The organism is Xanthomonas prunicola (assembly GCF_002846205.1).
GTDB lineage: Bacteria > Pseudomonadota > Gammaproteobacteria > Xanthomonadales > Xanthomonadaceae > Xanthomonas > Xanthomonas prunicola.
This window is the reverse complement of record NZ_PHKV01000002.1, coordinates 181531-198054: the sequence shown is the minus strand read 5'-3', so window position 1 is coordinate 198054 and position 16524 is coordinate 181531. Positions and strand designations below refer to the sequence as shown.

General features: G+C 66.8%; 14 protein-coding genes and 1 other RNA gene. 10 read left to right on the top strand and 5 right to left on the bottom strand.

Annotation, left to right across the window (positions count from 1 at the left end):
• Positions 1-10 precede the first annotated feature (10 nt).
• The 3 genes from kdpC (at position 11) to XpruCFBP8353_RS07395 (ending at position 4074) form a co-directional block, all read left to right on the top strand.
• Positions 11-634, top strand: a complete 624-nt coding sequence (kdpC, locus tag XpruCFBP8353_RS07405) for a potassium-transporting ATPase subunit KdpC (protein WP_101362661.1) — start codon at positions 11-13, stop codon at positions 632-634.
• Positions 635-707: 73 nt separating this feature from the next.
• Positions 708-3368, top strand: coding sequence for a sensor histidine kinase (locus tag XpruCFBP8353_RS07400; RefSeq protein WP_101362660.1), 2661 nt, complete (start codon positions 708-710; stop codon positions 3366-3368).
• Positions 3358-4074 (top strand): response regulator, encoded by a 717-nt coding sequence (locus XpruCFBP8353_RS07395; protein ID WP_101362659.1) that lies wholly within the window; start codon positions 3358-3360, stop codon positions 4072-4074. The genes XpruCFBP8353_RS07400 and XpruCFBP8353_RS07395 overlap by 11 nt, the downstream gene beginning before the upstream one ends.
• A gap of 13 nt (positions 4075-4087) precedes the next feature.
• Here XpruCFBP8353_RS07395 and XpruCFBP8353_RS07390 read toward each other — a convergent pair whose 3' ends face one another.
• The 4 genes from XpruCFBP8353_RS07390 to XpruCFBP8353_RS07375 are packed head-to-tail and all read right to left on the bottom strand — an operon-like array spanning position 4088 to position 8142.
• Entirely contained in the window at positions 4088-5473 is a 1386-nt protein-coding gene (locus XpruCFBP8353_RS07390; protein WP_101362658.1) for an FAD-binding oxidoreductase, read from the bottom strand.
• Positions 5470-6009, bottom strand: coding sequence for a metal-dependent hydrolase (locus XpruCFBP8353_RS07385; RefSeq protein ID WP_101363070.1), 540 nt, complete (start codon positions 6007-6009; stop codon positions 5470-5472). Before XpruCFBP8353_RS07385 ends, XpruCFBP8353_RS07390 begins: the two co-directional genes overlap by 4 nt.
• Positions 6010-6038: 29 nt before the next feature.
• Positions 6039-6407 carry a YraN family protein gene (locus tag XpruCFBP8353_RS07380; RefSeq protein ID WP_101362657.1) on the bottom strand — a complete coding sequence of 123 codons (369 nt, stop codon included), beginning with the start codon at positions 6405-6407 and terminating at the stop codon, positions 6039-6041.
• A gap of 4 nt (positions 6408-6411) precedes the next feature.
• Positions 6412-8142: a penicillin-binding protein activator gene (locus XpruCFBP8353_RS07375; protein WP_101362656.1), complete on the bottom strand. Its 1731-nt coding sequence runs from the start codon at positions 8140-8142 to the stop codon at positions 6412-6414.
• Positions 8143-8223: 81 nt separating this feature from the next.
• On the opposite strand from XpruCFBP8353_RS07375, the gene rsmI reads away from it, so the two are divergent.
• From rsmI to rnpB, 3 genes are all read left to right on the top strand, one after another.
• On the top strand, positions 8224-9051 hold the full coding sequence (rsmI, locus tag XpruCFBP8353_RS07370; protein ID WP_101362655.1) for a 16S rRNA (cytidine(1402)-2'-O)-methyltransferase: 828 nt from the start codon (positions 8224-8226) through the stop codon (positions 9049-9051).
• Between the two features lie 472 nt (positions 9052-9523).
• Complete coding sequence (locus XpruCFBP8353_RS24075) at positions 9524-9760, top strand: hypothetical protein (RefSeq protein WP_207759616.1); 237 nt, start codon at positions 9524-9526, stop codon at positions 9758-9760.
• An 18-nt stretch (positions 9761-9778) separates the two neighbouring features.
• Positions 9779-10208, top strand: an RNA gene (gene rnpB, locus XpruCFBP8353_RS07360) — RNase P RNA component class A.
• Between the two features lie 1377 nt (positions 10209-11585).
• Here the strand turns inward: rnpB and XpruCFBP8353_RS07355 are convergent.
• A complete protein-coding gene (locus XpruCFBP8353_RS07355; RefSeq protein WP_101362654.1) occupies positions 11586-12341 on the bottom strand; it encodes an NRDE family protein in 756 nt (251 codons plus the stop codon).
• A gap of 314 nt (positions 12342-12655) precedes the next feature.
• On the opposite strand from XpruCFBP8353_RS07355, the gene mraZ reads away from it, so the two are divergent.
• The 4 genes from mraZ (at position 12656) to XpruCFBP8353_RS07330 (ending at position 16521) form a co-directional block, all read left to right on the top strand.
• Entirely contained in the window at positions 12656-13111 is a 456-nt protein-coding gene (gene mraZ, locus XpruCFBP8353_RS07350) for a division/cell wall cluster transcriptional repressor MraZ (RefSeq protein ID WP_011260238.1), read from the top strand.
• 14 nt (positions 13112-13125) lie between these two features.
• Positions 13126-14181, top strand: coding sequence for a 16S rRNA (cytosine(1402)-N(4))-methyltransferase RsmH (gene rsmH, locus XpruCFBP8353_RS07345; protein WP_162301003.1), 1056 nt, complete (start codon positions 13126-13128; stop codon positions 14179-14181).
• Positions 14178-14441, top strand: coding sequence for a cell division protein FtsL (gene ftsL, locus XpruCFBP8353_RS07340; protein ID WP_005991913.1), 264 nt, complete (start codon positions 14178-14180; stop codon positions 14439-14441). Before rsmH ends, ftsL begins: the two co-directional genes overlap by 4 nt.
• 211 nt (positions 14442-14652) lie before the next feature.
• Positions 14653-16521: a peptidoglycan D,D-transpeptidase FtsI family protein gene (locus XpruCFBP8353_RS07330; protein ID WP_101362652.1), complete on the top strand. Its 1869-nt coding sequence runs from the start codon at positions 14653-14655 to the stop codon at positions 16519-16521.
• Positions 16522-16524: the final 3 nt, after the last annotated feature.

Genomic DNA, 16524 nt, shown 5'->3' with positions numbered 1-16524 from the left:
GAACATGTCCATGTCTTCTTCCTTGCCGTTACGCGACGACGGCGCCCTGCGCGGTTCGCTGATGCTCGCGGTATTTACCCTGTTCGGGTTGGGCCTGGCCTACTCGCTGGTCGCCACCGGCATCACCGGTGCGCTGTTCTCCGAGCAGGCCACCGGTTCGCTGTTGCGCGTCGATGCGCGCGTTGTCGGCTCGGCATTGGTTGCCCAGCCGTTTACCGATGCGCGCTATTTCCAGCCGCGTCCGTCGGCCGCCAAGTACGACCTCACCGCCGCTTCGGGCAGCAACCAGGCACGCTCCAATCCTGATTTGCTGGCCCGTATCGCTGCCGCGCGTGCGCAGGTGGCCAAACGCGACGGCATCGCCCCGGAGGCGGTACCGGGCGAGCTGCTGACGCAATCCGGCAGTGGCCTGGACCCGCATCTGAGCCCGGCCGGCGCACAGGTGCAGATCCGTCGTGTGGCCACCGCACGCGGCCTGTCCGAGCAACGCGTTGCTGGACTGGTGCAGGCTGCGACCGAAACGCCACAGTTCGGACTGCTTGGGCAGCCGCGGGTCAACGTGCTCGCCCTGAATCTGGCGCTGGATAAGGCCGGGACTGCGGAGTCGGGTAGCAAGCATGGCGCAACCCAATAGCACCAGGCCGGGCAGTCCGCTGTAGGCTTTGCCATCGACCCGTCCCGAATCTCGACTGCCTAATCCCGCCCGAATGTCCGACGCCCGCACCCAGCAAGCCGATGCCTTGATCGGCGAATTACAGCGCGAACACGGTGGGCGGTTGACGGTGTTCCTGGGTGCTGCGCCCGGGGTGGGCAAGACCTACGCCATGTTGTCGCGGGCGCGCGAGCGCCTGCGGCAGGGCATGGATGTGGTGGCCGGCGTGGTGGAAACGCACGGGCGCAGCGAAACCGCTGCGCTGCTGGAGGGCTTGCCACTGCTGCCGCGCGCCCGCGTGAGCTACCAGGGCCGCATGCTGGAAGAACTCGATCTGGATGCACTGCTGGCACGCAAACCCCGGCTGGCCCTGATCGACGAGCTGGCGCACCGCAACGTGCCCGGCAGCCGCCATGAGCGGCGCTGGCAAGACATCGTGGAGTTGCTCGATGCCGGCATCGACGTCTACACCACGGTCAACATCCAGCACCTGGAAAGCCTCAACGACATCGTGCTGCGCATCACCGGCGTGCGCGTGTCCGAAACCGTGCCCGATGCCGTCTTCGACCGCTTGCGCGACATCGTGCTGGTGGATCTGCCGCCACGCGAACTGATCGAGCGCCTGCAGCAGGGCAAGGTGTATCTGCCCGAGCAGGCCACGCAGGCATTGCAGGCGTTTTTCTCGCCCTCCAACCTCACGGCGTTGCGTGAGCTGGCCATGCAGACCGCTGCCGACCGCGTCGACAGCGATCTGCGCGATACCCAGGCCGCGCGTGGCTTACCCGGCACCGCCGCGTTGCGGCGCCGGGTGGTGGTGGCCATCGATGGCCGTGGCAGCTCGGATTATCTGGTGCGCGTGGCGCGTCGTTTGTCAGAGCGGCGCGATGCACCGTGGACCGTGGTCACCGTGCAGACCCGCACCGTGACCGATGCGGCCTGGCAGCTGGAGATCGACCGCGCGTTCGCGTTGACGCGTCGCCTCGGTGGCGACACCGCACTGCTGCACGGGACTAACGTCGCCGAGGCCTTGCTGGATTTCGCCTCACAAAACGGCATCTCCACCCTGGTGCTGGGGCGTACCCGCGAACGCCCGCTGGCACGCATGTTCAATCGCACGTTGACCCAGCAATTGCTGCAGCGTGGCGCGCATTACGAGCTGGTCATCGTCAGTTCCGCCGATGCGCGTGCACGTGCGCGTCAGCGCTGGCGTAACCCACGCCAATGGCTTCAGCGGTACGACCTGGTGTTCGCTGCGATTGCGGCAGCCGGTGCGGTGGGCGTGGCGTGGTTGCTGCAACGCTGGACCGACATCGACGACTTGTCGATGGTGTTCATCGTCGCGGTGGTGCTGGTGGCCTCGCGCACGCGCATGGCCGCTGCGGTGGTCGCCGCGCTGCTGAGTTTTGTCGCCTACAACTTCTTCTTCATCGAACCGCGTTTCACCTTGCAGATCAGCGCGCGCCAGGGCGTGGTGACGGTGTGCATGTTCCTGATCGCCGCGTTGGTCGCCGGCCGGCTGGCTTCGCGCTTGCGCAGTCAGGTCCTGGCATTGCGCGCGGCCAATGCGCACGCCAACGCCCTGCAGGCGCTGGCCCGCCAGCTCAGCACCGCTGCCGATCTGGGCCAGGTGCTGGAAGCCGGCCGTCGCGCGCTGGCCACCGCGCTGGATGCCGACGTCTGGCTACGCCTGGAGCAGCGCGAAAGCGATGCACCCACCAGCTTCGGTGCGCTCGATCGCAGCGCCGCCGATTGGACTCAGCGGCATGGCCAGCCCGCCGGCCGCTTCACCGATACCTTGGCCGGGGCGCAGTGGTGGTGCCTGCCGGTGCGCCATGAACGCGGCACATTGGGCGTGGCCGCGTTGCGCTTTCGTCAAGGCATGCAACGGCCCGGTCTGGAACAGCGCCGCTTGGCCGAAGCGATGGTGGAAGACATCGGCCAGGCGGCGCTGCGCACACGCCTGGTCGCCGATCTGGAAGGCGCACGCGTCAGTGGCGAAACCGAGCGCCTGCGCTCGGCATTGTTGTCGTCGGTCTCGCACGATCTGCGCTCGCCGCTGGCCTCGATGATCGGCTCGGCCAGCAGCCTGGCCAGTTACGGCGATGCGATGGACGCGCACGACCGCCACAGCCTGCTCGACACCATCCAGCTCGAAGGCGAGCGGCTGGATCGCTATATCCAGAATCTGCTCGACATGACCCGGCTTGGCCACACCGGGCTGACCTTGAACCGCGACTGGATCGGCGTGGACGAATTGATCGGCTCGGCCACCCGCCGCCTGCAGCGCTACCAGCCCGACGTGCGCCTGCAGCTGGACCTGGCCGCCGACCTGCCGGCGATTTGGGTGCACCCGGCCCTGGTCGAACAGGCCATCTTCAACGTGCTGGAGAATGCGGCGAAATTTTCGCCAGCCGATGCGGCGGTGACCGTGCAGGCGCAGCTGCGGACCGGTGCGCTGCAGATCGACATCGGCGACCAGGGTCCGGGCATTCCCAAAGACGAACGCGCGCGCATCTTCGACATGTTCTACAGCGTGGAACGCGGCGACCGTGGGCGCAATGGCACCGGGTTGGGCCTTGCCATCTGCCAGGGCATGATCGGGGCGCACGGCGGCAGCGTGGAGGCCTTGGCAGGCGCGCATGGTCACGGCACCAGGATTCGCATTACGCTGCCGTTGCTCGTTCCCGCCGCGCCACCTCGCCCTGATGCCGACTGACCTCACTGCCATCCCGCCCGCCCGTGTGCTGATCGTCGACGACGAGCCGCAGATCCGCCGTTTTCTCGACATCAGCCTGCGTGCACAGGGCTACCGCGTGCTGCAGGCCGGCACCGCCGAAGAGGGCCTGGCCGTGCTGGCCGGGCAGGGCGCCGAACTGGTGGTGCTGGACATCGGCCTGCCCGATCGCGACGGCCACGAAGTACTGCGCGAGATCCGTCAGTGGTCCAACGTGCCGGTGATCATGCTCACCGTGCGTGCCGGCGAAATCGAAAAGGTCGCCGCGCTCGATGCCGGTGCCAACGACTACGTCACCAAACCCTTCGGCGTGCAGGAATTGATGGCCCGCATCCGCTCGCTGCTGCGTCATGCCGGCGCCGGCAGCACGGTGGAAGAGAGCGTCTTCGACGACGGTCGCCTGCATATCCATCTGGGCCTGCGCGAAGTCACCCTCAACGGCGAAGCCGTGCCGCTGAGCCGCAAGGAATACGCCTTGCTCGCACTGCTGCTCAAGCATGCCGGCCGCGTGGTCACCCAACCGCAGCTGCTGCGCGAAGTGTGGGGCCCCACTCACGAAGAAGACACCCACTACCTGCGCATCCTGGTCGGCAAACTGCGCCAGAAACTGCAGGACGACGCCGCTAATCCGCATTACATCGTCACCGAACCGGGCGTGGGGTTGCGCTTTATCGGCGTGACGCGCTGAGCCCAGACCGTCGCTAGGCAGGCGGCAATACCTTGCCCGGATTCAAGATGCCATCCGGGTCCAGTGCGGCCTTGATCGCCCGCATGGCAGCCAGCGTCGGTGCGCTGAACGCCTGTGCCATGAAATCGCGTTTGGCCACGCCGATGCCGTGTTCGCCGGAGAGCGTGCCTTCCAACGCCAGCACCAGCGTAAACAGGCGTGGTAGCGCGGCATGCGCACGCGCGTCTTCGTCGGCATCGGCCGGGTCGTACATGATGTTGACGTGCAGGTTGCCGTTGCCGGCGTGGCCGAAGGCGACGATGGGCAGTGCGAACTCCACAGCGAGCGCTTCCACGCCGGACACCAGTTCGGGAATGCGCGACACCGGCACCACCACGTCTTCGTTGATCTTGCCCGGCTTGATGGTGCGCAAGGCCGGCGACAGGGCGCGGCGCGCGGCCCACAACTTATCGCGCGCGCTGCCATCGGCGGCCACGTCCAGGCTCAGCACGCCCTCGCCATCTGCGGCGTCGTGTAGGGCCTGCAATGCGTACGGCAAGGTGTCGTGATCGCCGTCGGCTTCGATCAACAACATGGCGCCGGCGTCGGGCACATCGCTGCCATTGCGGCGCAGGAGTGCAATCGCGCTGGCATCCATGAATTCCAGCATGGCCGGCGTGGTCGGTTGCGCCATCAGCCGCGACACCGCGGCCGCAGCGCTGGACGCATCGCGGTATAGCGCGCGCAGACCGGCCTGCGCGATCGCGCGCGGGGTCAGTTTCAAGGTTGCCTCGACGATGATCGCGAGGGTGCCTTCGCTGCCGACCAGCAGATGCGTGAGGTCGTAGCCGGTGGAATTTTTGGTGTATGCGCCGCCACAGCGGATCACGTCGCCGGTGCCGGTCACCGCAACCAGACCGAGCACGTTGTCGCGGGTCGCACCGTACTTCACCGCGCGCGGGCCGCCGGCATTGGTGGATAAATTACCGCCGATACTGCAGATCTCCGCGCTGGACGGATCCGGCGGCCAAAACAATCCATGCGGCTGCAGCGCCTGTTGCAGGTCGCCATTGAGCAGGCCGGGTTGCACCACCGCGCAGCGGTCTTCCGGTCGCAGCGCAATGAGGCGATTCATGCGCGCCATCGACACCACCACGCCGCCGGAAAACGGCACTGCCGCGCCGGTGGTACCGGTGCCGGCGCCGCGTGCCACGAGTGGCACGCCGTGCGCACGGCACGCCTGCATGATCGCCACGACGTCATCGGTGTCGCGCGGCAAGGCGACGGCAGCAGGCAGTGCCCAGCGGCGCGAATCGTCTTCGCCATAGCGGCGACGCGCATCGTCGCCGGTCAACCAGCCATCGGCACCGAGGCGCGCGGCCAGCAGTTCGGCAAGTGCGGTGGGAAGTCCATCGGTCATGACACGCGATCCTGTGGTGTCGCGCGCTGGATGCATTTCCACCCCAGCACGGCGACGGTGAGCGGCAACCAGACCCAGCGTAGCTCGGAGAGCAACGTGGTCAGGCCGCGCGCATTGAAGAAGCTGGTAGCGAACGGCGACACCCGAATCGGCCGCCAGGGTGCGAACCAACGCGTCTGGCTCCATGGCCAGCCCAGCGCAACGCCCAGGCCGCCGGAGGTCATCGCATCCAGCAGCGGATGCGATGCGGCGCAGACGAACAAAAACACGGCTGCCTGCATGGCATCCGCTCGCAACAAGCGATGTGCTGCAACGCCGAGCACCGCCATCAACGCAGCGAACACCAGCGAGTGGCTGGCGCCGCGATGGCCGAACCCATCTGCGTAGGGAATATGCAGCGCGAATGCCAGCACATCGGCATCCGGCAGCATCGCCGCCACGACGCCGGCGGCCAGCAGGCGCGGCGAGATGCGGCCGCGTTCACTGGCGCACCAGAGCGCCAATGGCACCGCAGCATGGGTCATGATGGTTGGCATCGGAACGTCGGTATGCGCGTCGGTGGCGGTCAGCAATCGTCGGCGCGGAACGCGTCGCGGATCCAGTTCAATAGCGGCGGTTCGCCGCTGGCATCGACCACATCGAAGCGGCAGGGCAGCGCCGCCAGTGCGGGGTGAGCGCCAAGGAACAGCTGCGCAGCCAGCACCAGCTTGCGGCGCTTGCGCCAGTCCACCGATGCCGCGCCGCCGCCGAAGCGATCGTCGCGACGGTAGCGCACTTCCACAAACACCAGCGATTGCCCATCGCGCATCACCAGATCGAGTTCGCCGCCGCGGTAGTTGGCATTGCCGACCACCAGCCGCAGCCCGGCCTGCTCCAGCAGTGCGCGTGCGGCCGCTTCGACCGCCGCACCGCGCTGCTGACGCGCCGCCGGCATGGCCTTAGCGGCCGTCGGCGATCGGCACCGGGCGGCCACCGTTGAAGGTGGACCAGGCCGGCGTGCGCAGCACATTGCCGAAGCCGTCCAGATGCAAGGTGCCGGTGGCGCCACGCAGGCCGCCATCGGTGCCGGTGGCGAGTTTTTCCAGGTACGCAGTGATCTTCCAGGCGTCGTAGCCGAACGCGAACAGGCGGGCGGCCGGGCCGCGCGCGCTGGGCAGGGTGCTGGCCACCTGGCTCACTGCCGGCAGGCCGGACACGCCCAGGGCGGTCCAGGTTTCGCTCGGGTAGACGATGCCATCCAGCGCCAGATCGTCTTCGACCTTGCCGGTGCCGGCCACCAACTGCGACGTGCCCACGCGCGATTTGCCGGCGAATCCGGCCAGTGCCAGCTGCGGCGCCAGCGCGCGCGCGGTGTTGCCGCGCACTGCCAGGAACACCGCATCGGCAGTGCCGTAGTTGCGCAGCTGCGCACCGATGTCGCCCGGCGCATCGGCCACGCTGAGACTGCCGGCGACGGTGCCGCCACGTTCGGTGAAACGGTCGCGGAAGGCCTTGATGGTGCGCTTGCCGTTGTCGTCGCTGGTGCCGACGATCAGCACATTGCGGCGTTCGCGCGAGAGCAGATATTCGGCGGCCATGATGCCGTCGTCTTCGGGCGCCAGCGAGAACCCGGCACTGCCGCTAGGCGGTGCCTTGTTGTCGGTGGGGCGGTTGAGCGCGAGCACCGGCACTGCCGGCTGGCCGCGCGCGAACAATGCGCTGACTTCGTCGCGCCCCAACGGGCCGACGACGTAATCCACCCCGGCGCTCACTGCCTTGTCGTAGGCGGCGTTGGCACCGGCGGCGGTGCCGGCGGTATCGAAGAACTGCACTTCCGGGCGGCGGCGGGTTTCAGCGTAGTAGCCGGCCAGCAGGCCATCGCGCACCGGCGCGGCGGCGGTGGCCAGGTTGCCGGTGATCGGCAACAGCACCCCCAGTTTCATCGGCGGACGGTAGCCGTCGCGCTCGGCCGGTGGGCGCTTGCTGGTGTCAAAGCCCCACTGCGCATCGCGCTCGAACGCGCGCGGCAGCCCCAGACCGCGACTGATCAGTGCGCGGCCGGCGAAGTTGTACAGCGGGTCGCCGGCCGGCAGTGCCGCGGTGCGGCCCTTGAGGGTGGCGTCGTCGAGGGCGGCGAGCAGGCGCACGATCGCGCGCTGGTTTTCGCTGCGCGCAGTGCCGGTCAGGCTGGCATCGGCGCGCGCGCGGTCGGCGGCGGCGCCGAACAGGTCGCCGGTGGCTTCCAGTGCGGCGGCACGTGCCACAAACCAACGCGTCTGCAGCGGCTGGGTCAGTCCCTGCGGGCTGTCGCCCAGGGCTTGCAATGCCTGCGCGCCCTGCTTGTCGATCACCGCCAACTCGCCGGTGAGCAGCCCGAAGCGGGCGCGCTCCTCGCCGCTCAGTTGGCGCGCGTTGACCTGCGCCAGCAATGTGCGGGCACGCGCATCGTCGCCGGCGTCATGCCAACCGAACGCGGCTGCAGCCAGCAACCGGCTGCGCTGCGCACCGCCGGCACTGGCGGCTTCGGCTTCCAGCTGCTGCGCGGCTTCGCGCGGCTTGCCCTGGTCCAGCAACGCCAGCGCCGCGCTCTGCGTCGGCGAGGCGGTCGGCGTGACGCTGCTGGTGGCGCAACCGGCGGCCAGCATCACCATCAGCGAAAGGGCGGAGATCCTTGCAACACGCTTGTTCATTTCAGATCCATTGGACAGGGGCCGCCGGGGCGGACCGTTAAAAACGCTACGATTCTACCCTTTGCCCCCGGAAAACCGCTGATGACGTCCCCTGGAACCCTGCACGTGGTCGCCACGCCGATCGGCAACCTGGCCGACCTGTCGCCGCGCGCGCAGGAGGTGTTGCGCGGCGTGGCCGCAATCTGCGCCGAAGACACCCGCCATACCCGCCAGTTGCTGAGTCATTTCGGCATCGACCGCCCGCTGCTTGCCCTGCACGACCATAACGAAGAGGCCATGTCCGAACGCATCGTGGCGCGCCTGCGCGAGGGCGAATCGCTGGCCATCGTCAGCGACGCCGGCACCCCGTTGGTCAGCGATCCGGGTTTCAAGCTGGTGCGTGCCGCCCGTGCCGCCGGCATCAAGGTCAGCCCGGTGCCAGGCGCCTGCGCAGCGATCGCCGCGCTCAGTGTCGCCGGCCTGCCGAGCGACCGCTTCGGCTTCGAAGGGTTTCTGCCGGCCAAGAGCGCGGCCCGCCGCGAGCGCCTGGCACGGCTGGCTGGCGAGACCCGCACCCTGGTGTTCTACGAATCCTCGCACCGTATTGTCGAATCGCTGGCCGACCTGCGCTTTGCCTTCGGCGACGAGCGCCCGGCAGTGATCGCCCGCGAGCTGACCAAGTTGTTCGAAACCGTACTCGACGGCAGCCTGGCCGAGCTGCAGGCCCAGGTCGAAGCCGACGACAACCAGCGCAAGGGCGAATTCGTGGTGATGGTGCAGGGCGCAGCCGACGCCGCCGAAGGCCAGCTCGCCGAAGGCCGCCGCGTCTACGCCAAGCTCGCCGAACACCTGCCGCCATCCACCGCCGCCAAGCTGGCTGCCGAGCTGACTGGTGCGCCGCGCAAGGCGTTGTATGGCGGTAATGGCTGATACAACGACTGCCGAGGAAAAGAAGAAGGCGCTGGAGTTGCGTCAGTTCAAGTGCGTCTTGACGAGCTGGCCGCATGCATTTCCGCCGCAGATCGGTGAGATAGAACAGCCCAAGGAGCCTGCAGCCGACATCCGTTTTCGCATTGCGGATGGCTCAACTTATGCCGTCGAGATCACCCAACTTCTGCGACCGGATGGAAAAGCGCGCGTTAAGGCGCGTGAAAAATTACTAGCGTCGCTGAAGCCGCGATTGGCGCAGCGTCTGCCTGGCGTACAGATCAGTCTTGGTTTTACCGATCAGCCGCTCCCCAAGCTTCCAGACGCAATTGAACAGGTCGAGCATCTGTTGCCCGAGAAGTCGAGACTGATCGAAGGCAATCAGGCCATCAGGAAAGGGCTCCCCGCATTCTTGACACATGTGCAACTTTGGTCAGCTACTCAAGCGGACGTGTTCGGAGGCGGCGTCTTTGAAGTGCCCGCACTCACCAAGTCGCAGGTGTCGACATGCATTCTGCAAAAGCACACGAAGATCGAGGGATATCGCGCGCATGCAGATGCCGTCGCGCTGCTGATTTATTGCCCGATGGCACCTTCGCACGCGCAGCTCGCGGTGCCAGCCGAGGCGGCGGGATGGTCGTTCGCGCATCAGTTCGAACGTGTTGTGCTGTACGCCGAAGACAGCGATGGGCGGGGCGTTGTCTGGCAATAGCGTATAGTTCGCCCCGGCGGAGTCGGCCAGACAGTCGCGTCACTCGCAAGAGTGCCGAGGAAAGTCCGGGCTCCATAGGGCAAGGTGCCAGGTAACGCCTGGGCGGCGCAAGCCGACGGAAAGTGCAACAGAAAGATACCGCCTACGTCCCTCGTCACCCCTCTGCCGCCACTGAAACGTGTCGGCGATGCTCAGCATCGCAGCCAAGCGCGTTCGGAGGCCGCAGAGGGGTGGCGAGGGGCCGGTAAGGGTGAAATGGTGCGGTAAGAGCGCACCGCGAGTCCGGTAACGGACCGGCACGGCAAACCCCACCTGGAGCAAGACCAAATAGGGATCCATTGGCGTGGCCCGCGCTGGATCCGGGTAGGTTGCTTGAGCGCTGCGGTGACGTAGCGCCTAGACGAATGACTGTCCACGACAGAACCCGGCTTATCGGCCGGCTCCGCCACCTTCTTTTCTGGCGTTCGCCTTTCTCGAAGGCTCCCATGCTTCGTACCGCCTTCGGCGATACAAAACGCGGGCCCCTCTCCGGGCATGCCAGACCCCCCGCAGTCGCCGCCGCGCCCCTTGACTCAAGGGGGCTTGCACCTGGCCTTGCTGGAGCGTCGGTTTGCAGAGATATCTTCCTTCCACCGCTTGCGGGGGAAGGTGCCCGAAGGGCGGATGGGGGCAGTGCGGAGATGCGTGGCGGATTCCCCCTCATCCGGCGCTGCGCGCCACCTTTCTCCCGCAGGCGGGAGAAGGAGAGCGAGGCGGTCTGCATTCTCCCGCTTGGGGGATAAGGGGGATCGTCCCGGAATCCTGGAGTTCCGGAGGGATGTGCCTTCCACCGCTTGCGGGGGAAGGTGCCCGAAGGGCGGATGGGGGCAGTGCGGAGATGCGTGGCGGATTCCCCCTCATCCGGCGCTGCGCGCCACCTTTCTCCCGCAGGCGGGAGAAGGAGAGCGAGGCGGTCTGCATTCTCCCGCTTGGGGGATAAGGGGGATCGTCCCGGAATCCTGGAGTTCCGGAGGGATGTGCCTTCCACCGCTTGCGGGGGAAGGTGCCCGAAGGGCGGATGGGGGCAGTGCGGAGATGCGTGGCGGATTCCCCCTCATCCGGCGCTGCGCGCCACCTTTCTCCCGCAGGCGGGAGAAGGAGAGCGAGGCGGTCTGCATTCTCCCGCTTGGGGGATAAGGGGGATCGTCCCGGAATCCTGGAGTTCCGGAGGGATGTGCCTTCCACCGCTTGCGGGGGAAGGTGCCCGAAGGGCGGATGGGGGCAGTGCGGAGATGCGTGGCGGATTCCCCCTCATCCGGCGCTGCGCGCCACCTTTCTCCCGCAGGCGGGAGAAGGAGAGCGAGGCGGTCTGCATTCTCCCGCTTGGGGGATAAGGGGGATCGTCCCGGAATCCTGGAGTTCCGGAGGGATGTGCCTTCCACCGCTTGCGGGGGAAGGTGCCCGAAGGGCGGATGGGGGCAGCGCGGGGATGTGTGGCGGATTCCCTCATCCGGTGCTGCGCGCCACCTTCTCCCCCAGGCGGGAGAAGGAGAGCGAGGCAGTCTGCATCCTCTCCGCTTGCGGGATAAGGGGCATCGTCCCGGAACCCTGGAGTTCCGGAGAGATGTGCCTTCCACCGCCTGCGGGGGAAGGTGCCCGAAGGGCGGATGGGGGCAGCGCGGGGATGCGTGGCGGATTCCCTCATCCGGCGCTGCGCGCCACCTTCTCCCGCAGGCGGGAGTAAGGAGAGCGAGGCGGTCTGCATCCTCCCCGCTTACGGGGATCAATGCGCGGGCCTGGCCCGGTGTCTCTGGCCTCGTCGTCCCGCCACGCAGTTCCGGTCTTCCTAAATGTCCAGCCGTGTCTCGCCCTGGAAGATCCCGTTCGGTCCGAAGCGGCGTTCGTGGATGAAGCCGCTGCCCCGGTGGTCCACCGCGACGATGGTGCTGGCGCGGGTTCCATAGCTGGCGCCGGTGATGAAGGCGGCCGAGAGCAGGCGTTCGGTGGCCTGGTCCACGCCGGTGTCAGGCAGGGCGTCGTCGGGAGCGACGGTCGGGCTGGCCAAGGCGGTCCACAGGGGGTGCAGCTCTTCGGCGCCTGCGGCGCACCACTCGTGCAGGGCCGCAGTCAGCGCAGCGGTCTTGGGCCAGGGCGCGTCCAGTGGGCCGTTGGACATGCCGTGGATGCCGGGAGCCAGAGCGCGGGCCAGTGGCGGGTGATTGCTGAGGTGCTCGCACCGCTCGGCATCGCACAGCAGCAGATTGAACGGTGGGAACGCGTGTGCAGCTGGGGCCAGTTCCCGGGCATAGGCGGCAGCGTCGGAACTGCCGGATAGATAGTCGGCGATCAGATGTCCGCGCGAGCGCCCAGACATGGTGGCCAGCGGGTCGCGCACGTTGGTGACCACGGCCGCACGGCCGTCGCTGCCCAGTCCGACCCAACTCCCGCCCGAGCGCAGGTCGCGCCCGGCCAGCACGGTATCGGCCGGTGCCGTCCAGGGCGCCAACGCGGCGGTGGGGCGGTCGTGGAATTCATCGCGGTTGCCCGCCAACAGCAGGCGCCAGCGCGGGTGGGTTTTCCAGGCTAGGGCGACCAGGCACATGCCGCCAATTGTCACTTGTTTGCGCAGTTGAGAGATGCAGCTGGCGCAATGTGAAGTGAGATAGCGGTCGAGTTTACACGGCCTTCACGCCCCTGAATTTCCGTTCAATCTCAAAATCTGAGACGAAACAGCAACTTGTGGATAACCTTTGAACAAGTCTCTAAAGAGTGCTGCAACTCATTGATGCGACTGGCGATTTGTGGCCCTCAAAGTTGTTGACAACCTTTGACGCGCTGCTAAGGTGGGCAACGGAGGGAAAACCAGGTGTTTTGTGGTTTTTCGTGGTTCAATGATCCCCCAGCGGGTATTCGAGGTTGCATTCGGTGTTTCAGGGCGAGACTGCCATCACGGTGGACGACAAGGGGCGTATGGCGGTGCCAACCGCATACCGCGACCTCGTCACGCGTGTCAGCGGCAACCGCCTGGTACTCACCTACAACCCGTTTGAAGCCGGATGCCTGTGGCTGTACGCGGAAAAGGAGTGGGAGCGGGTGCGCGACGATGTGATGTCCAAGCCCAATACCCAGCGCGTGATCCGCACGCTGCAGCAAAAACTGGTGGGTTCTTCGGCCGTGCTCGAGCTGGACGCCAATGGCCGTCTGAGCATCCCGGCCAGCCATCGCAATGCGGTTGGCATCGAGAAAAAAGCCGTGCTGCTGGGCATGGGCGACAAATTCGAACTCTGGAGCGAGCAGGCACATCGCGCACTGATCCAACAGACATTGTCTGACGGGGATCTGGGCGATGAATTGCTCGATCTCAGGTTGTGAGCCGGGGTGCCCGGATGCGCGGTGAAGCGCAGCCCGGTCACCCGGTGTCGCAGCCGCCGGCGGCCCATGTGCCGGTGCTGTACACGCAGGTTCTGGATGGCCTGCAAGTGACCGAAAACGGAATCTATCTCGATGGCACGTTCGGGCGTGGCGGACACGCACGCGGCGTGCTGGAACACCTTGGCCCGGGAGGTCAGCTGCTGGTGATGGACAAGGACCCCGAAGCGATCGCAGTGGCCGAACAGAGCTTCGGTGGCGATGCGCGCGTGTCCATCCATCGCGGCAGTTTTGCCGGGCTCGGTCAGGTGGTTGCCGCTGCCACGGTCGACGGCATCCTGCTGGATCTGGGCGTGTCTTCGCCGCAGTTGGACGTGGCCGGGCGCGGTTTCAGTTTCGGCAAGGACGGTCCGCTGGACATGCGCATGGACCCGGACAGCGGCCAGAGCGCGGCCCAGTGGCTGGCGCAGGCCAGCGACCGCGAGATCGCCGATGTGCTGTGGACCTATGGCGAAGAGCGCCAGAGCCGCCGCATCGCGCGCGCCATCGTGGCGCGCCGCGCCGAACAGCCGTTGCTGCGCACCGCGCAACTGGCCGAGCTGATTGCCTCGGTGATGCCGCGCGGCGACAGCAAGACCCACCCGGCCACACGCAGCTTTCAGGCGATCCGCATCTATATCAACCGCGAACTCGACGACCTGGAAGCCGGCCTGGATGCGGCGCTGGCCGCGCTCAAGCCCGGCGGCCGGCTGGCCGTGATCAGCTTCCACTCGCTGGAAGACCGCATCGTTAAACAATTCATGGCCCGCTACGCCAAGGCGCCGCCGAGCAATCGCCGCCTGCCCGAAGCGCAACCGTTCGTGCCGACGCTGCAGCTGGTGAGCGGTGCGATCAAGGCCGACGACGCAGAACTGAACGTCAACCCACGCGCCCGCAGCGCGGTGTTGCGGGTGGCCGAAAAGCTGGGAATGGGGAATGGGGAATCGGGAATTGGCAAAGGCAACAGTGCCGCTGCTTTCCGATTCCCGAATCCCGATTCCCGATTCCCGGCGTCTCAAGGAGACGCCGCATGAGCCGCCTGCTGCTCATCGTGCTGCTTGCCTGCAGCATCGCCTCGGCGATCGGGGTCGTGTACATGCGCCACATGCATCGCAAGCTGTTCGTGCAGTTGTCCAAGCTCGAGCACACGCGCGATGAATTGAATATCGAATTCGGCCGGCTGCAGCTGGAACAGGCCACCTGGGCAGAAAGCAACCGGGTCGATCAGGTCGCGCGTGCGCGCATCGGGATGAAGTTCCCGGAGACCAACGACATCGTGGTGGTGCGCCCATGACAAAGCAGCAGGCCAGCCGCTTTGCACAGCGGAGCTGCCCGCAGGGTGGCGCACACGGTTATGCGCCCATGACAAAACGGCAGGACAGCCGTTTTGCACGGCGCAGCCGCTCGCAGGGTGGCGCATATGCAGGTGCGCCCATGACAAAACGGCAGGACAGCCGTTTTGCACGGCGCAGCCGCCCGCAGGGTGGCGCACACGGAGGTGCGCCATGAAAGCCGGCCGCAACCGCCCCCGCAGCAACTTCAACCTCCGCGGTCGTCTGACCCTGGTCGGCATCGCGCTGGGCCTGTGCTCGGTGACGCTGATCGGCCGTGCGGCGTTCGTGCAGCTGGTCAACCGCGATTTCTACCAGCGCCAGGGCGAGGCGCGCTACCTGCGCGAACTGCCGATCGCCACCTCGCGCGGCATGATTACCGACCGCAACGGCGAGCCGCTGGCGGTGTCCACGCCGGTGGAATCGATCTGGGTCAATCCGCAGGAACTGTTGCGCAACCCGGACCGCATCCCCGAGCTGGCCAAGGCGCTCGGCCAGCCGCTGGACGAGTTGAACGCCAAGCTGGCGCAGAAGGCCGGCAAGGAATTCATGTACCTGCAGCGCCGGATCAATCCGGACAAGGCGCATGCGATTGTCGATCTGAAGATTCCCGGCGTGTTCTCGCAGCGCGAGTTTCGCCGTTTCTATCCGCAAGGCGAGGCGATGGCCCATGTGCTGGGCTTCACCAACATCGACGACCGCGGCCAGGAAGGGCTGGAGCTGGCGTTCGACGAATGGCTGCGCGGCAAGCCCGGTTCCAAGAAGGTGGTGCGCGATGCGCGCGGCGCGATCGTGGAGAGCGTGGACCTGGTGCGTCCGGCGCAGCCGGGCAAGGACCTGACGCTGAGCATCGACCGCCGCATCCAGTTCCTGGCTTACAAGGAGCTGCGCAACGCACTGGTCGAAAACAACGCGGCCGGCGGTTCGATGGTGGTGATGGACGTGGCCACCGGCGAAGTGCTGGCGATGGTCAACCTGCCTACCTACAACCCCAACGCGGTCACCGGCATCAACCCGTCGGCGCGCCGCAACCGTGCGGTCACCGATCTGGTCGAGCCGGGTTCGACGATGAAGCCGCTGACCGTGGCCACCGCGCTGACTGCCGGCGTGGTGACCAAGGACACCATCATCGATACCAACCCCGGCTACATGTCGGTGGGGCGCTTCACCATTCGCGATGTGCCGCGCAACAACGGCGTGCTCAACGTCACCGGCGTGATCACCCGCAGCTCGAACATCGGTGCTGCCAAGATCGCCGCCAAGGTGCCGGACCAGACCTTCTATCAGTCGATCCGCAACTTCGGTTACGGCAGCGCGCCGCATAGTGGGTTTCCCGGTGAATCGGCCGGTGTGGTGCTGCAGCCGGCGCGCTGGAGCGGCCCGTCCAAGACCACGATGTCCTACGGCTACGGCCTGTCGGTGACGCCGCTGCAGATTGCGCAGGCGTACGCCACGCTCGGCAACGGCGGCAAGCTCACGCCGCCGACCTTCGTGCGCGGCCAGCACAACGAAACCCGTCAGGTGATCACGCCGGAAGTGGCGCGCCAGGTCATCGACATGATGGAAACCGTGGTCACCCAGGGCGGCGCCAAGGGTGCAGCGATTCTGGGATACCACGTGGCTGGCAAGACCGGTACCGCGCGCAAGAATGGCGCCAATGGCTACGAGCGCGGGCATTACAACGCGTTGTTTGCCGGCCTGGTGCCTGCCACGCGGCCGCGCTTTGCTACCGTCATCGTGATCAACGATCCGCAGGGCAAGGTGTATTACGGCGGCCTGGTGTCGGCCCCGGTCTTCCACAAAGTGATGGAAGGCGCGCTGCGCTTGATGGACGTGCCGCCGGACGACATCCAGTCGTGGCTGGCCGCGCAGGCCGCCGGCAAGACCGGTCAGCCCATGGTCAAGCCGCAACCGGCCGATCTGGATCCGGCGCTCGTGCCGGACCCGGTGGACGAAGTGTCTGCCGGCATTCCGACCGCAGTGGCACCTGCGCCGGCCAACGCGCCAGCGCAGCCTGCGCCGTTGCAGGAGAGCCGCCAGTGAGCC

Coding starts and splice junctions, on each gene's coding strand:
- XpruCFBP8353_RS07355 (WP_101362654.1), bottom strand. CDS start 12,341: ATGTGCCTGGTCGCCCTAGCCTGGAAAACCCACCCGCGCTGGCGCCTG.
- ftsL (WP_005991913.1), top strand. CDS start 14,178: ATGAGCCGCCTGCTGCTCATCGTGCTGCTTGCCTGCAGCATCGCCTCG.
- XpruCFBP8353_RS07330 (WP_101362652.1), top strand. CDS start 14,653: ATGAAAGCCGGCCGCAACCGCCCCCGCAGCAACTTCAACCTCCGCGGT.
- XpruCFBP8353_RS07385 (WP_101363070.1), bottom strand. CDS start 6,009: ATGCCAACCATCATGACCCATGCTGCGGTGCCATTGGCGCTCTGGTGC.
- XpruCFBP8353_RS07375 (WP_101362656.1), bottom strand. CDS start 8,142: ATGAACAAGCGTGTTGCAAGGATCTCCGCCCTTTCGCTGATGGTGATG.
- XpruCFBP8353_RS07390 (WP_101362658.1), bottom strand. CDS start 5,473: ATGACCGATGGACTTCCCACCGCACTTGCCGAACTGCTGGCCGCGCGC.
- XpruCFBP8353_RS07400 (WP_101362660.1), top strand. CDS start 708: ATGTCCGACGCCCGCACCCAGCAAGCCGATGCCTTGATCGGCGAATTA.
- rsmI (WP_101362655.1), top strand. CDS start 8,224: ATGACGTCCCCTGGAACCCTGCACGTGGTCGCCACGCCGATCGGCAAC.
- kdpC (WP_101362661.1), top strand. CDS start 11: ATGTCTTCTTCCTTGCCGTTACGCGACGACGGCGCCCTGCGCGGTTCG.
- XpruCFBP8353_RS07395 (WP_101362659.1), top strand. CDS start 3,358: ATGCCGACTGACCTCACTGCCATCCCGCCCGCCCGTGTGCTGATCGTC.
- rsmH (WP_162301003.1), top strand. CDS start 13,126: ATGCGCGGTGAAGCGCAGCCCGGTCACCCGGTGTCGCAGCCGCCGGCG.
- XpruCFBP8353_RS07380 (WP_101362657.1), bottom strand. CDS start 6,407: ATGCCGGCGGCGCGTCAGCAGCGCGGTGCGGCGGTCGAAGCGGCCGCA.